Source organism: Streptomyces griseofuscus (genome assembly GCF_014673495.1).
Classification (GTDB): domain Bacteria; phylum Actinomycetota; class Actinomycetes; order Streptomycetales; family Streptomycetaceae; genus Streptomyces; species Streptomyces murinus.
On record NZ_CP051006.1, the window covers coordinates 2964023 to 2981815 of the forward strand.

General features: G+C 71.4%; 12 protein-coding genes. 6 read left to right on the forward strand and 6 right to left on the reverse strand.

Going from position 1 to position 17793, the window contains the following annotated elements; translation table 11 throughout:
• Nucleotides 1-57 precede the first annotated feature (57 nt).
• Nucleotides 58-579 carry a DUF1990 domain-containing protein gene (locus HEP81_RS12920; protein WP_037657136.1) on the forward strand — a complete coding sequence of 174 codons (522 nt, stop codon included), beginning with the start codon at nt 58-60 and terminating at the stop codon, nt 577-579.
• 38 nt (nt 580-617) lie between these two features.
• On the opposite strand, the gene glgP is transcribed toward HEP81_RS12920, so the two are convergent.
• Nucleotides 618-3236 (reverse strand): alpha-glucan family phosphorylase, encoded by a 2619-nt coding sequence (glgP, locus tag HEP81_RS12925; RefSeq protein ID WP_037657133.1) that lies wholly within the window; start codon nt 3234-3236, stop codon nt 618-620.
• Between the two features lie 322 nt (nt 3237-3558).
• On the opposite strand from glgP, the gene HEP81_RS12930 reads away from it, so the two are divergent.
• The 4 genes from HEP81_RS12930 to glgB all read left to right on the forward strand — a co-directional run bounded on the left by HEP81_RS12930 (nt 3559) and on the right by glgB (nt 11121).
• On the forward strand, nt 3559-5718 hold the full coding sequence (locus HEP81_RS12930; protein WP_243279406.1) for an alpha-1,4-glucan--maltose-1-phosphate maltosyltransferase: 2160 nt from the start codon (nt 3559-3561) through the stop codon (nt 5716-5718).
• Nucleotides 5715-7415, forward strand: coding sequence for a maltose alpha-D-glucosyltransferase (gene treS, locus HEP81_RS12935; RefSeq protein ID WP_154822531.1), 1701 nt, complete (start codon nt 5715-5717; stop codon nt 7413-7415). Before HEP81_RS12930 ends, treS begins: the two co-directional genes overlap by 4 nt.
• Nucleotides 7416-7511: 96 nt before the next feature.
• Nucleotides 7512-8882, forward strand: coding sequence for a maltokinase N-terminal cap-like domain-containing protein (locus HEP81_RS12940; protein WP_190275990.1), 1371 nt, complete (start codon nt 7512-7514; stop codon nt 8880-8882).
• A 28-nt stretch (nt 8883-8910) separates the two neighbouring features.
• Entirely contained in the window at nt 8911-11121 is a 2211-nt protein-coding gene (gene glgB / locus HEP81_RS12945) for a 1,4-alpha-glucan branching enzyme (protein ID WP_037656421.1), read from the forward strand.
• Between the two features lie 132 nt (nt 11122-11253).
• Here glgB and HEP81_RS12950 read toward each other — a convergent pair whose 3' ends face one another.
• The 5 genes from HEP81_RS12950 to HEP81_RS12970 all read right to left on the reverse strand — a co-directional run bounded on the left by HEP81_RS12950 (nt 11254) and on the right by HEP81_RS12970 (nt 17036).
• Entirely contained in the window at nt 11254-13488 is a 2235-nt protein-coding gene (locus HEP81_RS12950) for a HelD family protein (RefSeq protein WP_051850196.1), read from the reverse strand.
• A gap of 169 nt (nt 13489-13657) precedes the next feature.
• A complete protein-coding gene (locus HEP81_RS12955; RefSeq protein ID WP_037656422.1) occupies nt 13658-13990 on the reverse strand; it encodes a thioredoxin family protein in 333 nt (110 codons plus the stop codon).
• Nucleotides 13987-14415, reverse strand: a complete 429-nt coding sequence (locus tag HEP81_RS12960; protein WP_037656424.1) for a MerR family transcriptional regulator — start codon at nt 14413-14415, stop codon at nt 13987-13989. Before HEP81_RS12960 ends, HEP81_RS12955 begins: the two co-directional genes overlap by 4 nt.
• 90 nt (nt 14416-14505) lie before the next feature.
• The gene (locus tag HEP81_RS12965; RefSeq protein WP_037656425.1) at nt 14506-15270 is read right to left on the reverse strand and encodes a DUF2127 domain-containing protein; all 765 of its coding nucleotides are present in this window, start codon (nt 15268-15270) and stop codon (nt 14506-14508) included.
• Between the two features lie 95 nt (nt 15271-15365).
• Entirely contained in the window at nt 15366-17036 is a 1671-nt protein-coding gene (locus tag HEP81_RS12970; RefSeq protein ID WP_037656426.1) for an MFS transporter, read from the reverse strand.
• A gap of 119 nt (nt 17037-17155) precedes the next feature.
• Between HEP81_RS12970 and HEP81_RS12975 the strand changes: the two genes are divergently transcribed.
• Nucleotides 17156-17779, forward strand: a complete 624-nt coding sequence (locus HEP81_RS12975; RefSeq protein WP_037656429.1) for a TetR/AcrR family transcriptional regulator — start codon at nt 17156-17158, stop codon at nt 17777-17779.
• Nucleotides 17780-17793: the final 14 nt, after the last annotated feature.

The following is a 17793-nucleotide window of genomic DNA, read 5'->3' on the forward strand; positions in this document are numbered from 1 at the left end:
GAAGAGGGCGGCACCCGGAGCGGATCTCCTCCGGGTGCCGCCCTACCCTTGTGCCCCATGTCCTCGGCACCCTTCACGTACGAACCGGTCGGAGCCACCCGCGACGACCTGACCTTCTGCCCGCCCGGGTTCCGCCCGATGCTGGTGCGTACCCGTCTCGGCGAGGGCCGCAAGGTCTTCAGCCGGGCCGCCGAGGCGGTCCTCACCTGGGAGATGCACCGCGCGCTCGGCGTGGGCATAGAGGCCACCGCCGACCGCGCCGCCCCCGGTGTGGACGTCACGGTCACGCTGGCCGGCGTGGTCAAGGCGCCCTGCCGGATCATATGGACCGCCGAGGAACCCCGCCGCGCGGGCTGGGCCTACGGCACCCTGGAGAGCCACCCCGAGTGCGGCGAGGAGGTCTTCCTCATAGACCGCACCGGCGACGGCACGGTCTGGCTCACCGTCGCCGCCTTCAGCAGACCGGCCAAGTGGTACGCCAGGGCGGGCGGCCCGGCCACCCGCGGACTCCAGCACGCGTACGCGCGGCGCTGCGGGGCCGTACTGAAGAAGATGTGCGCCGCCTACGACGCGGACTGAACCGGCGCCGGCCTCCGGTTTTGCCCGCCTCCCCTCGGCTACCGCAGCAGTACCCCCGCCCCCTCCCCGGCGTCCTCCGCCGGCAGGGCCACCACACCCACCTCCGCCGCCGAGGCGAGCAGACGGTGGGCGGGGAGGATGCGGACGGTGCAGCCGTAGGGGCCGGTGCGGTCGAAGGAGAGCCGGCCCTCGTAGAGGCGGTGGCCCTCCAGATCGGGGGTGCCGGCCGGTTTCAGCGGGACGATCGTGGCGTCGGTGATGCGGTCCCGCGCGTCCACCCGCCCGGAGACCGCCTGGACCTCGACGTCGTCGGGGGTCAGCGCGCCGAGCCCGACCCGCACCCGCAGCCCGACCGTCGCCCCCAGCTCCGCCGTGGCCGTCGTCTCGGTGGTCTCCACATGGTCGACGCTCACCGCGTGCCAGGCGTCCCGCACCCGCGCCTTCCACCCGGCCAGCTCCCCCGCGGTGTCCGGGGTCAGCGCGCGATGGGAGCAGGCGGCCGGGGCGTAGAGCCGCTCGACGTACTCGCGGACCATGCGCCCCGCCAGCACCTTGGGGCCGAGCAGGGTGAGGGTCTGGCGGACCATCTGGATCCACCGGTCGGGCAGCCCGCCCCGGCCGCGCTCGTAGAAGCGCGGGGCGATCCGCTGCTCCAGCAGGTCGTACAGGGCGGCCGCCTCGATGTCGTCGCGCCGCTCCACGTCCAGCCCGGTGCCGTCCGCGGTCGGGATGGCCCAGCCGAAGTCCGGCCGGAACCACTCGTCCCACCAGCCGTCCAGCACCGAGAGGTTGAGGCAGCCGTTCAGCGCCGCCTTCATCCCGGAGGTGCCGCACGCCTCCAGCGGACGCAGCGGATTGTTCAGCCAGATGTCGCAGCCGGGATAGAGCCGCTGCGCCATCGCCATGCCGTAGTCGGGCAGGAAGACGATCCGGTGCCGCACCCGGGCGTCGTCCGCGAACCGGACCAGTTCCTGCACCAGCCGCTTTCCGCTGTCGTCGGCCGGATGCGCCTTGCCCGCCACCACGATCTGCACCGGCCGCTCGGGATGCAGCAGCAGCTCCCGCAACCGGCCCTGGTCGCGGAGCATCAGCGTCAGCCGCTTGTACGACGGCACCCGCCGGGCGAACCCGATGGTGAGGACGTCCGGGTCGAGCACCCCGTCGATCCAGCCCAACTCGGCGTTCCCCGCCCCGCGTTGCCGCCAGGACGCACCGAGCCGCTCGCGCACCTCCAGCACCAGCTGTTCACGCAGGGTGCGGCGCAGCTCCCAGATCTCCTGGTCCGGGATGTCCGCGACCGAGTCCCAGCGCTCGGAGCCGCCGACGGCGAGCGCGTCCTCGGCCCGCTGGGTGCCGATCTTCCGGGCGCCGAGCCGCAGCACCTCGGGGGCCACCCAGGTGGGGGCGTGCACCCCGTTGGTCACGGAGGTGATCGGCACCTCCTCGGTGTCGAATCCCGGCCACAGTCCGGCGAACATCTCCCGGCTGACCTGTCCGTGCAGCAGCGAGACCCCGTTGGCGCGCTGGGCCAGTCTGAGCCCCATCACGGCCATGTTGAACAGGTTCGGCTCGCCGCCCGGGTACGTCTCCGTGCCGAGCGCGAGGATCCGGGGTGTCTCGATGCCGGGCAGCTCGGCGTCCGGGCCGAAGTGCCGGGCGATCAGGTCCCGTTCGAAGCGGTCGATACCGGCAGGGACCGGGGTGTGGGTGGTGAACACCGTGCCGCCGCGCACCGATTCGAGCGCGGCGTCGAAGTCCAGCCCCCGCGCGCACAGTTCGGCGATCCGCTCCAGGCCGAGGAAGCCCGCGTGCCCCTCGTTGGTGTGGAACACCTCCGGCTCCGGGTGCCCGGTGAGCCGGCAGTACGTGCGCACCGCCCGGACACCTCCTATGCCGAGCAGCATCTCCTGGAGCAGCCGGTGCTCGCTGCCGCCGCCGTAGAGCCGGTCGGTGACGGAGCGGGCGCCGAGGTCGTTCTCCTCCACGTCCGAGTCGAGCAGCAGCAGCGGCACCCGGCCGACCTGCGCCAGCCAGATCCGGGCGTGCAGGGCCCGTCCGCCGGGCAGGGCGAGCGAGACGCGCGCGGGCGTCCCGTCGGCCTCCGCCACCTGGCTGAGGGGCAGCTCGTTGGGGTCGAGCACCGGGTAGTGCTCCTGCTGCCAGCCGTCGCGGGAGAGGGTCTGCCGGAAGTACCCGTGCCGGTACAGCAGCCCGACGCCGACGAGGGGCACGCCGAGATCGCTGGCGGCCTTCAGATGGTCGCCCGCGAGGATGCCGAGACCCCCGGAGTACTGCGGCAGGGCGGCCGTGATGCCGAACTCGGGGGAGAAATAAGCCACGGCGCGGGGCAGTCCCTCGGGCTGCGCCTGATACCAGCGGTCACCGGTCAGATAGTCGTCCAGATCGTCCGCGACCGCGTTCAGGCGGCGCCGGAACCGCCGGTCCCCGGAGAGTTCGGCGAGTCGCGCGGGCCGCACCCGGCCCAGCAGCCGCACCGGGTCGCACCCGGCGGCGCCCCATGCCTCCGGGTCCACGGACTGGAAGAGATCGCGCGTCTCCGCATGCCATGACCAGCGCAGATTGTGCGCCAGCTCGCTCAGCGGCCGGAGGGGTTCGGGGAGAACGGGACGGACGGTGAACCGACGGATCGCCTTCACATGCCACCTCGGCGGACGCGTTACGGGGTGAGACGTACGGCGGTGTACATCTCGTCGTCCCTGTCGACGGTAGTGGTTACCGGAGCGTCGGTGGGGACGTGCCCGCGGGGGTGTCGGGCGTGGGGAGACGAGCTCGGGGCACCCGTACAAGTGGGCCGGTCTGATGGGTGGACATACGCGCGAGTAGTTAACAAAGTTCCGGATTGCCCACCCGAAAAGGGTGGGAAGGCTCCACCGGTACCCACCCCACAGGCAGTACCCGGCACCGCCCGCAGGACCCACCTCCCCTGGTCATCCCACGTTGACGCGGACAGGAGCGGTCATGCCCGCCACGCACCACTCGTCAGCCGCACCGCACACCCCGTCGGCCGCCGCGCGCGCCGGCTCGTCGTCCCCGCCGGGCGACGCCCCGCCTCCGGGCTGCGCGCCCGCGGCGGCGGCGAAGAAGACGGCGGCCAGAAAGCGCGCCAAGTCCCCCGCCGGGCCACCGTCCGGGCGGGCCACCGCCGTCGGCCGTATCCCGGTCCTCGATGTACGCCCCGTGGTCCAGCACGGGCGCCGGCCCGCCAAGGCGGTGACCGGGGAGTCGTTCGAGATCTCGGCCACCGTGTTCCGCGAGGGGCACGACGCGGTGGCGGCCGATGTGGTGCTGCGCGATCCCCGGGGCCGGCGGGGCCCCCGGACGCCGATGCGGGAACTCGCCCCGGGCACCGACCGCTGGGGCGCCACCGTCACGGCGGGGTCGCCCGGCCGCTGGACGTATACGGTCGAGGCGTGGTCCGATCCGCTCACCACCTGGCGGCAGCACGCCGGGATCAAGATTCCGGCCGGTCTGGACACCGAACTGGTGCTGGAGGAGGGCGCGCGGCTGTACGAACGCGCCGCCGCCGGGGTCCCGAAGACCCACCGGCGCACAGTTCTGGACGCGGTGGCCGCCCTGCGCAACGAGGACCGCCCGGCCGCCTGGCGGCTCGCGGAGGCGCTACGGCCCCCCGTGCGGGAGGTCCTGGACCGGTACCCGCTGCGGGAGTTGGTCACCGCATCCGATCCGCTGCCGTTGCTCGTGGAGCGGGAGCGGGCCCTGTACGGGGCCTGGTACGAGTTCTTCCCGCGCAGCGAGGGGACGGCGGAGAGGCCGCACGGCACGTTCCGTACGGCGGCGCGGCGGCTGAAGCCGATCGCGCAGATGGGCTTCGACGTCGTCTACCTGCCGCCGATTCACCCGATCGGCAGCACCTTCCGCAAGGGTCCGAACAACTCCCTCACCGCGGGCCCCGAGGACGTCGGGGTGCCGTGGGCGATCGGCTCTCACGAGGGCGGCCATGACGCGATCCACCCCGACCTCGGCACCATCGAGGACTTCGACCACTTCGTGGCCGAGGCGCGGGAGTTGGGCCTTGAGGTCGCCCTGGACTTCGCGCTCCAGTGCTCCCCGGACCACCCTTGGGTGCAGAAGCATCCGGAGTGGTTCCATCACCGCCCGGACGGGACGATCGCCTACGCCGAGAACCCGCCGAAGAAGTACCAGGACATCTATCCGATCGCCTTCGACGCCGACATGGACGGGCTGATCGCGGAGACGGTCCGGGTGCTGCGGCACTGGATGGACCACGGGGTGCGGATCTTCCGCGTCGACAATCCGCACACCAAGCCGGTGGTGTTCTGGGAGCGGGTCATCGCCGAGATCAACCAGAAGGACCCGGACGTGATCTTCCTGGCGGAGGCCTTCACCCGCCCCGCCATGATGCACACGCTCGCGCAGATCGGCTTCCAGCAGTCGTACACCTACTTCACCTGGCGCACCACCAAGCAGGAACTCACCGACTATCTCACCGAGTTGTCAGGCGATACCGCGGCCTATATGCGGCCCAACCTGTTCCCCAACACCCCGGACATCCTGCACGCCTATCTCCAGCACGGCGGCCGTCCCGCCTTCGAGGTGCGTGCCGTGCTCGCGGCGACCCTCTCCCCCGCCTGGGGCATCTACAGCGGCTACGAGCTGTGCGAGAACACGCCACTGCGCCCGGGCGGCGAGGAGTACCGCGACTCCGAGAAGTACCAACTGAGGCGCCGGGACTGGGAGTCGGCCGCGCGAGAGGGTCGTACGATCGCGCCGCTCCTCACCCGTCTCAACGCCGTCAGAAGGCGCAGCCCCGCCCTGCGGCAACTGCGCGACCTGCACTTCCACCACGCCGACAAGGACGCGGTGATCGCCTACTCCAAGCGTGCGGGATCGAACACGGTTCTGGTCGTCGCCAACCTCGACCCCCACCACACCCAGGAGGCCACGGTCTCGTTGGACATGCCGCAACTCGGCCTGGACTGGCACGAGTCGGTGCCGGTCCGCGACGAGCTGACCGGCGAGACCTACCACTGGGGCAGGGCCAACTACGTGCGCCTCGAACCGGGCCGACGCCCCGCGCACGTCCTCACCGTCCTGCGACCGTCCAACCCGCAGATCGGAGGGTCACCCACCATATGATCGTCAATGAGCCCGTCCCGGACACCTTCGCGGACACTCCCGCCCGGGACCGGGACCCGGACTGGTTCAAGCGTGCCGTCTTCTACGAGGTCCTGGTCCGCTCCTTCCAGGACAGCAACGGCGACGGCGTCGGCGACCTCAAGGGCCTGACCGCCAAGCTCGACTATCTCCAGTGGCTCGGCGTGGACTGCCTGTGGCTGCCGCCCTTCTTCAAGTCCCCGCTGAGAGACGGCGGTTACGACGTCTCGGACTACACCGCAGTGCTCCCCGAGTTCGGTGACCTCGCCGACTTCGTGGAGTTCGTGGACGCGGCCCATCAGCGCGGCATGCGCGTGATCATCGACTTCGTCATGAACCACACCAGCGACCAGCACCCGTGGTTCCAGGAGTCGCGCAAGGACCCCGACGGCCCCTATGGGGACTACTACGTCTGGGCCGACGACGACAAGCAGTACCAGGGCGCCCGCATCATCTTCGTGGACACCGAGGCGTCGAACTGGACGTACGACCCGGTACGCAAGCAGTACTACTGGCACCGCTTCTTCTCGCACCAGCCGGACCTCAACTACGAGAACCCGGCGGTGCAGGAGGAGATGATCTCCGCGCTGAAGTTCTGGCTGGACCTCGGCATCGACGGGTTCCGGCTGGACGCGGTGCCGTACCTGTACCAGCGCGAGGGCACCAACTGCGAGAACCTGCCCGCGACCCATCAGTTCCTCAAGCGGGTCCGCAAGGAGATCGACACCCAGTACCCGGACACGGTGCTGCTGGCCGAGGCCAACCAGTGGCCGGAGGACGTGGTCGACTACTTCGGGGACTTCCCGAGCGGCGGCGACGAGTGCCACATGGCGTTCCACTTCCCCGTCATGCCGCGCATCTTCATGGCGGTACGGCGGGAGTCCCGCCACCCGGTCTCCGAGATCCTCGCCAAGACCCCGGCCATCCCGTCCGGTTGCCAGTGGGGGATCTTCCTGCGCAACCACGACGAGCTGACCCTGGAGATGGTCACCGACGAGGAACGCGACTACATGTGGGCGGAGTACGCCAAGGACCCCCGCATGCGCGCCAACATCGGCATCCGCCGCCGCCTCGCGCCGCTGCTCGACAACGACCGCAACCAGATCGAGCTGTTCACCGCCCTGCTGCTGTCCCTGCCCGGCTCGCCGATCCTCTACTACGGCGACGAGATCGGCATGGGCGACAACATCTGGCTCGGCGACCGCGACGCCGTCCGCACCCCCATGCAGTGGACCCCCGACCGCAACGCCGGCTTTTCCTCCAGCGATCCGGGACGGCTCTTCCTGCCCACGATCATGGACCCGGTGTACGGCTACCAGGTCACCAATGTCGAGGCGTCGATGTCCTCGCCGTCCTCGCTGCTGCACTGGACCCGGCGCATGATCGAGATCCGCAAGCAGAACCCCGCCTTCGGACTCGGCTCGTACAACGAACTCCCGTCCTCCAACCCCGCGGTGCTCGCCTTCCTGCGCGAGTACGAGGACGACCTGGTGCTGTGCGTCCACAACTTCTCCCGCTTCGCCCAGCCCACCGAGCTGGACCTCAGCCGCTTCGGCGGTCGGCATCCGGTCGAGCTGTTCGGCGGGGTGCGCTTCCCCGCGGTGGGCGATCTGCCGTATCTGCTGACCCTGGCGGGACACGGCTTCTACTGGTTCCGGCTGCGCCGCGAACCGGCGTAATACCGCCACGCGGGGCGGCGGAGCGTTTTCGCCGCCCCGCCCCGGGCACCTGACAGTGACACCCCCGACCAGATCCGGGGAAAGGACGTGACGCCCGTGACGGAAGCGGTCACCCCTTCGGCGAGTACCACCCTCGATTCACTGACCCCCCTGCTGCGCGCCTGGCTGCCCCGGCAGCGCTGGTTCGCGGGCAAGGGCCGCCCGGTCACCGGGTTCACCCCCGTGGCCGTGACCCAACTCCTGCCACGAGGCGGGAGGTTGGACCTGTTCCACGTCCTGCTGCGCGTCCATCAGCCACCGGAGTCCGCGCATCCCGGCGACTGCTACCAGCTCCTCATAGGCGCGCGCGAGGCGCTGCCGCCCCGGCTGGCGCCCGCGCTGATCGGCCATGTGACCCGGGGTCCGCTCGCCGGACGCACGGTGTACGACGCCCTGTACGACCGCCGGCCCGCCGAGGTGCTGCTGGAGGCCCTGCGCACCCGGGCCCGCGTCGGCGGGCTGCGCTTCGAGCGGGATCCGCGTCAGGAGATCCGGCCCCATCTGGTGGCCCGGATGCTGGCCGCCGAGCAGTCCAACTCCTCGGTGGTCTATGGAGATACGTTTATTCTCAAGCTGTTCCGCCGGGTCGTCCCCGGCGTCAACCCCGATCTGGAGCTGCCGCAGGCGCTGGCCCGCGAGGGCTGCCCCCGGGTGCCCGCGCCGACCGCGTGGCTGCGCGCCGAGCTGGCCGAACAGCCGTACGTACTGGCGGTGTTGCAGCCCTTCGTGAGCGGTGCCGCCGACGGCTGGGAGCTGGCGCTGCGCGAGCTGGCCAAGGGCGAGGACTTCACCGCCGAGGCACGGGCGCTGGGCCGGGCCACGGCCGAGGTGCACACCGCGCTGGCCCGCGCCCTGCCGACCGTCACCCTCGGCCGCGCCCAACTCGGGCCGATGGTCGACGGGATGACCGAGCGGCTGGCGGCGGCCGTCCAGGCCGTACCGGCGCTGGGGCCGTACGAGCGGGGGCTGCGGTCCGCGTACACCGCGCTCGCCGAACTGGCCGCAGGGGGCCGCACCTGGACCGCCCAGCGCATCCACGGCGACCTCCATCTCGGGCAGTGCCTGCGCGCGCCGTCCGGTGACTGGTCGCTGATCGACTTCGAGGGGGAACCGGCCCGGCCCCCTGCCGAGCGGCGGCTGCCGCAGCCGACGGTGCGGGACATCGCGGGGATGCTCCGGTCCTTCGACTACGCTGCCTGCTCGGCGAGTTCGGCCCCGACGCGGTGGGCGCACGACTGCCGGGCGGCCTACTGCTCCGGGTACGCGGAGGTGTCCGGCCGCGATCCGCGTACCGATCCGGTGCTGCTGCGCGCCTTCGAGACCGACAAGGCCGTCTACGAGGTGGTGTACGAGGCCCGTCACCGCCCCGACTGGCTGCCCGTGCCGCTGTCGGCGATCCGCCGCCTCGCCGTGTCCGACCCTCACTGACCCGACTCTCGCCCCGGGAGACTCGCTCGTGACGTCGAAGAAGCACCAGACCGATCCCGCCGTGGGAGCCGAGGACCGCGCCCGGCTGCTGGCCGGCACCCACCACGACCCGCACTCCGTGCTGGGCGCCCACCCGGTGCCGGGCGGGGTCGCCTACCGCGCCCTGCGCCCGGGCGCCCGCTCGGTCACCGTCCTCTCCGGCCCGCTGCGCACCGAACTGCACGACGACGGCGACGGTTTCTTCTCCGGACTGCTCCCCCCGGACGCCGTGCCGGACACGAGCCGGCTGCGGGTGGCGTACGGCGACACGGTCCATGAGACGGCGGACGCCTACCGTTTCCTGCCCACGCTCGGCGAACTGGATCTGCATCTGATCGGCGAGGGCCGGCACGAGGAGCTGTGGCGGGCGCTCGGCGCGCACGCCCTTGTGCACCAGGGCGTGCGCGGAACCCGGTTCGCGGTGTGGGCGCCGAACGCGCTGGGCGTCCGGGTCACGGGGAGCTTCTGCTGCTGGGACGGCACCGGCTCCCCGATGCGCTCGCTGGGTTCCTCCGGGGTCTGGGAGCTGTTTCTGCCGGGGGTCGGTGAGGGCGAGCTGTACAAGTTCGAGATCACCCGCCCGGACGGCTCGCACACCCAGCGCGCCGACCCGCTGGCCCGCCGTACCGAGGCGCCGCCCGCGACCTCGTCGGTCGTGCATGTCTCGCACCATGTGTGGCAGGACGAGCAGTGGATGGCGCACCGCGGGGAGATCCCGGTGCACGAGGCGCCGTTCTCGGTGTACGAGGTCCATCTGCCGTCCTGGCGCCCCGGCGCGACCTATCGCGAACTGGCCGAGCAACTCACCTCCTACGTCCTGGAGATGGGCTTCACCCATGTGGAGCTGATGCCGGTCGCGGAGCATCCCTTCGGCGGCTCGTGGGGCTACCAGGTCACCGGTTTCTACGCGCCGACGGCCCGGCTGGGCACCCCGGACGACTTCAAGTACCTGGTGGACCGGCTGCACCAGGCCGGGATCGGGGTGCTGATGGACTGGGTGCCGGCCCATTTCCCGCGCGACGACTGGGCGTTGGCCGAGTTCGACGGACGGCCGCTGTACGAGCACCCCGATCCGCTGCGGGCCGCGCATCCCGACTGGGGCACGCTGGAGTTCGACCTCGGCCGGCGCGAGGTGCGCAACTTCCTCGTGGCGAACGCCGTGTACTGGTGCGAGGAGTTCCATGTGGACGGGCTGCGGGTGGACGCCGTGGCCTCCATGCTCTACCTCGACTACTCGCGCGAGCCCGGGGGTTGGCGGCCGAACGAGCGCGGCGGCCGGGAGAACCTGGACGCGGTGGCCTTCCTCCAGGAGATGAACGCCACGGTCTACCGGCGCTGCCCGGGTGTCGTGACCATCGCCGAGGAGTCCACCGCCTGGGACGGGGTGACCCGGCCGACCCATGTACAGGGCCCGAGCGGGTTCGGCGGGCTTGGCTTCGGCCTGAAGTGGAACATGGGCTGGATGCACGACTCGCTCCAGTACATGGCCCACGACCCCGTGCACCGCGCCTACCACCACGGCGAGCTGACCTTCTCCATGGTGTACGCGTACAGCGAGAACTACGTCCTGCCGATATCCCACGACGAGGTGGTGCACGGCAAGGGGTCCCTGGTCTCCAAGATGCCGGGCGACTGGTGGCGGCGGCGCGCCGACCTGCGCGCCTATCTGGCCTTCATGTGGGCCCACCCGGGCAAGCAACTCCTCTTCATGGGACAGGAGTTCGCGCAGGGCGCGGAGTGGTCCGAGGCGGCCGGGCCGGACTGGTGGCTGCTCGATCCGGCGTACCCCGCAGCCCCCGACCACCGGGGCGTCCGCGACCTGGTCCGCGATCTGAACGCCTGCTACCGGGCCACCCCGGCCCTGTGGCAGCGCGACACCGACCCCTCGGGCTTCGAGTGGATCACCGGCGACTCGGCGTCCGACAATGTGCTCGCCTTCCTGCGCCGCGACGCCGAGGGCTCGCCCCTGCTCGCCGTCTGCCACTTCTCCCCCGTGGTCCGCCCCGGCTACCTCATCGGCGTCCCCGAGGACGTCCCGGCCTGGACCGAGGCCCTGAACACGGACGCGGAAGGCTACGGCGGCAGTGGAGTGGCCAACCCGGGCCCCCTGAAACCGGAACCCCACGGCACGCACGGCCGCCCGGCCGCCGTCCGCCTGACCCTGCCGCCCTTGGCCACGGTGTGGCTACGACCGGCTTAGGGCCTGTCTGACCATTCCCGCCTGACGCCGCGCGGCCGCCCTCCGGGCGACGACGGGAATTGTCAGACAGGCCCCAGGGAGCGCCGGGCGGGCCCCGGAGGACGGGGAGTCCAGGGCCCGCGGACGGCCGCTCTACTCGTCCCGCTGGGCCAGCGCCTGCGGCAGGTCGCCGGTGTGCAGGACGCCCAGGCGCTGGGTGGCGCGGGTCAGGGCGACGTAGAGGTCGCTGGTGCCGTACTCGGCCGGTTCGACCACCAGGACCGAGTCGAACTCCAGGCCCTTGGACTGCCGGGGGTCGAGGAGGACGACCGCCTGGGTGAGGTCGGGTTCGGCGCCGGCGGTGACGCCGTCCAGGCGGGCGGCGATCGCGCGGTGCAGCCGGTGCGGCGCGATGATCGCCAACCTGCCCTCGACCGGCGCGAGTTCGGCGGCCGCCTTGGCCACCGCGCCGGGCAGGTCGTCGTCCTCCCGCCGCACCCAGGGCCGTACCCCGGTGGAGCGCACCGAGCTGGGCGGCCGGAAGTCCGGCTGCTCGGCGCGGACCACGGCCGCGGCGAGGTCCATGATCTCGGACGGGGTGCGGTAGTTGACGCCGAGGCGGGTGTGCTCGTACCGGTCCTCGACATAGGGCGCGAGGATCTTCGACCAGGAGCCGACCCCGGCCGCCTCGGCGGTCTGCGCGGGGTCGCCGACCAGAGTCATCGAGCGGGTCGGGCAGCGCCGCATCAGCAGCCGCCAGGCCATCGGCGACAACTCCTGTGCCTCGTCCACGATGATGTGCCCGAACGCCCAGGTCCGGTCGGCCGCCGCCCGCTCCGCCGCACTGCGGTGGTCCGCCTCCTCCTGCCGCTCGGCGAACCGCTCCGCGTCGATGATGTCGTGCGCGGACAGCACCTCCGAGCCGTCCGGGTCGCCGTCCTCCTTGTCCTCGAACTCGTACGTCCGTGACGCGTAGGACACGTCCAGCACGCCCTGCGCGTACGCGATCTGCGTCTCGCGCTCACGATCGGCACGGAAGCGGGCGAGCCGGTCGTCCTCGCCGAGGAGTTCGGCGGCCTCGTCCAGGAGCGGTACGTCGGCGACGGTCCAGGCGCGGGTCACCGGGCGGCGGATCGCGGCGGCGTCCGCGTCGCTCAGATACCCCTCGGGCTCGGCGAGGAAGTCGGCGACCAGCCGCTTCGGGGTGATCCGGGGCCACAACCGGTCGATGGCGGACCAGACTTCGGGGTTCTCGGCGAGTTCGTCGCGGATCTGGGTGATGTCGGAGGCGTCGAGCAGGCTGCTCCCGTCGTAGGGATCGGTGCCGACCCGCTCGGCGTACAGCTCGGTGAGCGCGTTGAGGATGTGGCCCTCGAAGTACTCGCGAGACGCGTTGTGCGGCAGCTTCGCGGCGCGGGTGCGTTCACGGGCGACGCTCACCAGGCCGTCGTCCAGCATCAGCACCTCGCGGTCGTGCGCGATCGCGAGGACCGGGTCGGGCAGCGCCTGCCGGTCGCGGACCACCTCGGCGAGCACGTCCGCCATGTCCGCGCGCCCCTTGACCGCGGCCGCCTCGGGGGTGTCGGCGGCCGTGGCCTTCACGCCGGGGAACAGCTCGCCGACCGTGGCCAGCAGGACACCGGTCTCGCCCAGGGAGGGCAGCACCTCGCCGATGTAACCGAGGAAGGCCGGGTTGGGTCCGACGATCAGCACGGCGCGGCGGGCCAGCAGCTCCCGGTGCTCGTAGAGGAGGTACGCCGCCCGGTGCAGGGCCACGGCGGTCTTGCCGGTGCCGGGTCCGCCCTCCACGACCAGCACGCCGCGGTGCGGTGCCCGGATGATCCGGTCCTGGTCGGCCTGGATGGTGCGCACGATGTCGCCCATCCGGCCGGTGCGGGCCGAGTTCAGCGCGGCGAGCAGCACGGCGTCGCCGTTGTGGTCCTCGTGCCCGGTGCGGGTGGCGTCGCCGAGGTCCAGGATCTCGTCGTGCAGATGGGTGACGGTACGGCCCTCGGTGGCGATGTGCCGGCGCCGCCGCAGCCCCATCGGGGTGTGCCCGGTGGCCAGGTAGAAGGGCCGGGCGACCTCGGCGCGCCAGTCGATCAGCACCGGTGTGTGCTCGGCGTCGTCCGCGCGCAGCCCGATCCGGCCGATGTGGTGCGTCGTACCGCTCGCGAGATCGATCCGCCCGAAGCAGAGCGAGCCGTCGACGGCGTTCAGCGCGGCGAGCAGCCCAGAGCGCTCCGCGACCAGGATGTCCCGCTCCAGCCGGGCCTGCATGGGCTTGTCACCCTGCGCGAGCGCGTCCCCGACCGAGGTCTCGGCGTCACCGCGCAGCACGTCGACGCGCGCGTACAGTCCGTCGATGAATTCCTGCTCGCGACGCAATTCATCGTCTGGAAATTCGGTGTTTGACAATTCCGCTCCCGCCCGGATATACTGTGCCCACAAAGCTTTTCCGTGACCGCAGCCATGTGAAGTCACGAACCATTGAATATACGCGCAGAAATCCCCAGGACGCAATTGTCCGGGGGATTTCTTGTGTGCGGGCGTAGGTTCACAGCAGATCGGCGAGTTCCTCCAGGAGCCGCCGCCTGGCCCGGGCCCCCACCATGGACCGCACCGGCTCCCCGCCCCGGAAGACCATCAGGGTCGGCGTGGCCAGCACCCCGTAGGCGATGGTCGTACCCGGATTGCGGTCGACATCGAGCTGGACGACCTTCAGCCGGTCGCCCACCTCCCGGGCGATGTCCCGGAGCACCGGCGCCAGCTGTCGGCACGGCCCGCACCACTCGGCCGTGAACTGCACCAGGACCGGCAGGCCGGCGTCGATCACCTCCGCCGCGAAGTCCGCGTCCGTCACCTCGGCAAGTCCGCTCAGCACGCTCACGACAGCTGCCCTCCCAGTTCACATCCGGGCTCCGGACCTCCCGGAACCGATGCCTCGGCGGCCAGCTCGCCCACGGCCCGCTCGGCCCGCCGCAACTGCTCCGCGACCGTCTCGCGCACCGCCGTCAGCTGCCCGACGAGCGCGTCCAGCTCGGCCAGCTTGCGCCGGTACACCGCGAGCGACGCCGGACAGGAGTCCCCCTCGAGATGCCCCGCCCGCAGACATTCCACGAACGGCCGCGTCTCCTCCAGCTCGAACCCGAAGTCCTGGAGCGTCCTGATCTGCTCCAGCAACCTGAGGTCCCCCTCGCCGTACTCCCGATACCCCTTCTCGTCCCGCCGCGCCGAAAGCAGCCCCCGCGCCTCGTAATACCGCAGGGCCCGCGCCGTGGTCCCGGCCCGAGCGGCCAACTCGCCGATTCGCATGAACACGACGTTAGGGCTTGACGCGGACGTCAAGGCAAGCCGCCGCCGATTCCAACCCCCGGCACCGCCGCGGGCCACCCGCACGGTGGCTCAGACCAGCACCCCCGCCGACGCCTCCACCTCCAGCAGGGACGCGCTGTGGCGTTCCTCGTCGAATTTGCGGCGGCCGCCGCGGAGGCCGAAGAGGCGTTTGGCGAGGGCGATGTAGAGGACGGCGAGGATGTTGAGGGCGAGGGTGGCGATCTTGAGGTAGCTGATCTTCTCGGTCAGCTCGTAGATCTCCAGCGGGAGGAACGCGGCGGTCGCGACCACCGTGAGGTACTCCGCCCAGCGCTTGGCGCGCCACAGGCCGACCGCCTCGACCAGTTCGATCAGGGCGTAGGCGAGGAGCAGCCCGGCGACCAGGAGAAGCGTGGAGTGCTTGTAGCCGAACGCCTTCTGGATGGAGCCGACCACGGGTGAGTGGTCGAGGTCGTAGTGGAAGTGCCGGAAGACCGGGCGCAGCACGGCCAGGTACTCGTTGAAGAGCCGCCGTACCGCGTCCTGGCTGTTGCTGAACTTCCACACGGCCACCGCGACCAGCACTATGAACACCCCGCGCACGGCCCGCTCGATGGCGAGGAAGCGCAGGATGAACAGGTCCCGCAGCACCTTGCCCCGCGGCACCAGCGGCGCGTCCTGCGCCGGTCCCGAGCCGTGCGGCTCCCCGAGCACGAAGTCCCCGCAGCGCAGACAGCGCCACGCGTCCCCCAGCCCGGTCTGCGCGTGCAGTCGTACCCGAAGTCGCGGATCGTCGGGCGCGTAGGTCACATGCCCCTTGCGCGCGCAGGTCCGCCGGTCCCAGTCGATCTTCATGTCCCCCGTGCCTCCATACAGGTACAGACGCCACGCACAAGCGTGCCGTTCCGGTCGTCCGGAACGGCACGCTAATGGATGGTGGCGGAAAAGCGTCAGCCGGTGGTGGTCTCCGCCAGTTCCTTCTCCGCTTCCTTCACCTCTTCGGTCGTCGCGCGGCGCGGCAGCAGGAAGGCCACCAGGACCGTGCCGATGCCGAGGACGACCGCGCCGACCAGGCTGGTGTGGGCGACGGCGGAGGAGAAGGAGGAGCCGACGGCGTCGGCCATCTGGCGGGCGCCCGCGGCGAGTTCGGTCGCCTGCTGCTTGAGCGCGGCGGCCTGCTGGGGGCTGCTCGCGTGGGCGGCCTGGGCGGCGACCTGGTGAGCCTTGTCGGCGATGCCCTGGGCGACGGCGTAACCGGCGCCGACCGAGTCCTGGGCGGTCTCCAGGGCGCTCGGCGGGAGCTTGCTGCCGGCGGTGGCGTCGGTGAGGTGGTTGCCGTACGACGTGGCCAGCAGCGAGCCGAGGATGGCGATGCCGAGCGAGCCGCCCAGCTCCAGCGAGGTGTCGTTGACCGCGCCGCCGACGCCCAGTTCGGACTCGGGGAACGCGCCCATGATCGCGTCGGTGCAGGGCGAGAGAGCGAGGCCGATGGCGAGGCCGAGAATGATCAGCGGGGCCACGAAGTCGGCGTACGTCGAGCCCGTGTCCACCTGGGTGAGCAGCGCCAGCGCCACCGTGCCCAGGACCATGCCCGCGCTGACGGTCCACTTCATGCCGACGCGCGGGGTGAGCCAGCCGGTGAGGCCCGAGCCGACGAACACGGCACCGGCCAGGGGCAGCATCCGCACACCGGTCTGGAGGGCGTCGTAGCCGAGGACGAACTGGAGGTGCTGGGTGAGGAAGTAGAACGCGCCGAACACGGCCAGGAAGAACAGGGCGACGGCCAGGTTGGAGCCGGCGAAGCGGCGGTTCGCGAAGCGGCGGACGTCCAGGATCGGGCGCGGGTGACGCAGCTCCCACAGGACGAAGGCGATCAGGCCCACGCCCGCGATCACGGCGGCGGCGACGGCCTTGCCGCTCCAGCCGAAGTGCGGGCCCTGGATGATCATGTAGACCAGCGAGCCGGTCCAGATCACGGACAGCAGGCCGCCGACGTAGTCGATGCGGTCGTGGTGGCCGGCCTTGGACGGCGGGACCAGGACGAAGGCGGCGACGAGCGCGACGAGCGCGATCGGCACGTTGATCAGGAAGGTCGAGGACCAGCCGTGGTCGCGCAGCAGCGCACCGGCGACCACCGGGCCCGCGGCGATGGCGAGGCCCGCCGTCGCCGTCCACAGCACGATCGCCTTGGCCCGCTCGGCCCGCGGGAAGGTCGCCGCGAGCAGCGACAGCGTGGCCGGCATGATCAGCGCCGCGCCGACGCCCATCACCGCGCGCGCCGCGATCACGGTCGCCGCGCTGTCCGCGAGGTAGCCGAAGACCGCGCCGCCGCCGAAGACCAGCAGGCCGAGCACGAGCGCCCCGCGCCGGCTGTACTTGTCGCCGATCGCGCCGAGCAGCAGCATCAGCGCCGCGTAGGGCACGGTGTAGCCGTCGATCACCCACTGGAGGTCGGCGCTGGAGAGCCCGAGGTCCTTCGTCATGTCGGGCGCGGCGACCGTGAGGGCGGTGTTGGCCATCACGATGATCAGCAGGCTCAGGCAGAGCACCAGCAGGGCCCACCAGCGCCGGGCGTAGGGGCGCTCCATCTTCTCGACCGGTTCGGTCATGACGAGTCGCATGGCAGGGGTTTGCCTTCCTCAGGTTCGCGACGGAACTTGCACACCATCGTGCAATTGCACAACGATGTGTAATGTACGCCGTTACACAGTGCTGTGCAAGTTGGGTGAGGAAGTGCAGAATGGCCACCATGACCACGGGTAACCCCAGCCGCGCCGACGCCAACCGCCGCCGCATCCTCGACGTCGCCCTCGCCGAGCTGCTGCGCGACCCGGACGCGTCGATGGACCAGATCGCGCGCGCCGCCGGAGTCGTACGACGGACCGTGTACGGCCACTTCCCCAGCCGGGAGGCGCTGATCAGCACCCTGACCGACGAGGCGGTGCAGGCGCTCGCGGACGCGGACGCGGCGGGTCGTACGGGGGTCACGGACCCGGCGGAGGCGCTGGCCCGCTCGGTCCTGGCGCTCTGGGCGACCGCCGACCGCTACCGGCTGCTGATCGCCCTCGCCCAGCGCACGGTCACCGTGCAAGGCATCCGCGAACGGCTCGCCCCGGTCCGCGCCGCCAAGATCCGGGTGCTCCAACAGGGCCTGGAAGAGGGCGTGTTCACCTCTCCCCTGCCCGCCCCGGCGCTCGCCTATGTGCATGAGCAGACGCTCTTCGCGGTCATGGAGGCGGTCAACGACGGGCTCCTGGCGGCAGAAGAGGCGGGCCGCGCCGCCACGGTCACCGTCCTGACCTCGGCGGGCGTACCCGCCTCGCTGGCCACCGCCCTGGTGACCAGGGTGAGTTCGCACCCGTAGCGCGAACAGCCGGA

Coding starts and splice junctions, on each gene's coding strand:
- HEP81_RS12920 (WP_037657136.1), top strand. CDS start 58: ATGTCCTCGGCACCCTTCACGTACGAACCGGTCGGAGCCACCCGCGAC.
- HEP81_RS12930 (WP_243279406.1), top strand. CDS start 3,559: ATGCCCGCCACGCACCACTCGTCAGCCGCACCGCACACCCCGTCGGCC.
- treS (WP_154822531.1), top strand. CDS start 5,715: ATGATCGTCAATGAGCCCGTCCCGGACACCTTCGCGGACACTCCCGCC.
- HEP81_RS12960 (WP_037656424.1), bottom strand. CDS start 14,415: ATGCGAATCGGCGAGTTGGCCGCTCGGGCCGGGACCACGGCGCGGGCC.
- HEP81_RS12965 (WP_037656425.1), bottom strand. CDS start 15,270: ATGAAGATCGACTGGGACCGGCGGACCTGCGCGCGCAAGGGGCATGTG.
- HEP81_RS12970 (WP_037656426.1), bottom strand. CDS start 17,036: ATGCGACTCGTCATGACCGAACCGGTCGAGAAGATGGAGCGCCCCTAC.
- HEP81_RS12975 (WP_037656429.1), top strand. CDS start 17,156: ATGGCCACCATGACCACGGGTAACCCCAGCCGCGCCGACGCCAACCGC.